1 protein-coding gene is annotated in these 1,372 nt (G+C 45.2%); it reads left to right on the top strand.

The window, feature by feature from the left end; genetic code table 11:
* The first annotated feature begins 180 nt into the window (after positions 1-180).
* A complete protein-coding gene (locus tag C5O23_RS14085) occupies positions 181-1,335 on the top strand; it encodes a transposase (RefSeq protein ID WP_161553624.1) in 1,155 nt (384 codons plus the stop codon).
* The last annotated feature ends 37 nt before the right edge of the window (positions 1,336-1,372 follow it).

Raw genomic sequence — 1,372 nt, 5'->3', positions numbered from 1 at the left:
ACAATGATTCGGTAAAAATCACCGAAGTGGTTGAAACTTAAGTTAATATATCGAATCGTCAAATACAAATGAATCGCCAAAGCGTTCATTATAAAAACATTAAACAATATGAACGTATTGGCGATTCTCAAAGACTTCACCTTTCGGTGTAAGTCGGTATTTGAAAATACTACAACCAAGATGAGCAAAAGGTTCCTCAACTGGCTGATTTTAACAATACGCACTGTGGCGTTGATTCCGGGCAAAGTCAATTTTACCCGGCTGTCGCGCTATGGCGGTCGTACAGCCAAGACCTTTGCTTCCAATTTCAAGACATCCGTAGACTGGATGAAAGTCAACATAGGTATGGCGCAGGATTGTTTTGGGCCGGCCGATGACATGGCAGTGGCAATCGATCCGTCGTTCATTTCAAAAGCAGGCAGACTGACGTATGGCATAGGCTGTTTCTGGTCAGGGGTGGCACAACGTGTCAAACGCGGTCTGGAGATAATGGCGATCGGGGCAATAAGTCTGAGTAAACATACATGCGTGATGCTCGGTGCTGTCCAGTCACCGAACTTCAGGACTCTTGAATCTGAGAAACAAATGTCAATGCTTGGCTGGTATGTGGCACTTGTCAGGTCAAAGGCGACAGAGCTGCTCTCACTGACGGATATTCTGGTTGCCGATGCCTTTTTCTCCAAATATGAGTTTGTAAATGAAGTGATTGGCATGGGATTTCGATTTGTCGGGAGATTACGTGCCAACTCATATCTGAGGTATCTGGCCATACCGGATTCCTCCGCCACGCGAAGACGCGGCAGAAAGAAAAAGTATGGAGAGAAAGTGGATTTCTCCAATCTTGATATGTCCGTGTTCACTTCATTCATATATGAGGATTCCAAAGGAAACAAAACCCGATGTCACACGGCGGTCGTACATTCGAGGGCATTGAAACGCGACATCCGTATCGTGGTATGTCCGGTTGAAAACGGAGAGCCTCTTCTTTACTTCTCTACCGACACCAATATGAGGTCTGAAAAGATCATCGGTTTCTACCGCACCCGCTTTCAGATTGAGTTCGGTATACGCGATGCCAAGCAGTTTACCGGACTCCAGTCGCAACAGACACGCGACAAAGACCGGCTTGACTTCGCATTCAATCTTTCCTTCACTGCACTCAATGTCTGCAAGGAGGTCATAAGGAAAGATTATCCGGATCTTTCGTTAGCACAGTTCAAACGGCTTATGTTTGAATCTTATCTCGCCTCTACAATTATTTCGACCTACGGAAAATCTCCGCATCTCAAAATAATTAAGAAAATAAATCATCGGTTGGCTCAGTTAGCGGCTTAGCCAAGGCTGAACAACCTCAAATTTTACCGAATCATTG

The sequence above is a fragment of the Duncaniella muris genome (assembly GCF_003024805.1).
Taxonomy (GTDB): Bacteria; Bacteroidota; Bacteroidia; order Bacteroidales; family Muribaculaceae; genus Duncaniella; species Duncaniella muris.
This window is presented reverse-complemented; position numbering and strand designations above follow the sequence as displayed.

What these genes read in the sequence shown, in the direction of transcription:
- C5O23_RS14085 (WP_161553624.1), top strand. Translation starts at nt 181, where the DNA reads ATGAGCAAAAGGTTCCTCAACTGGCTGATTTTAACAATACGCACTGTG.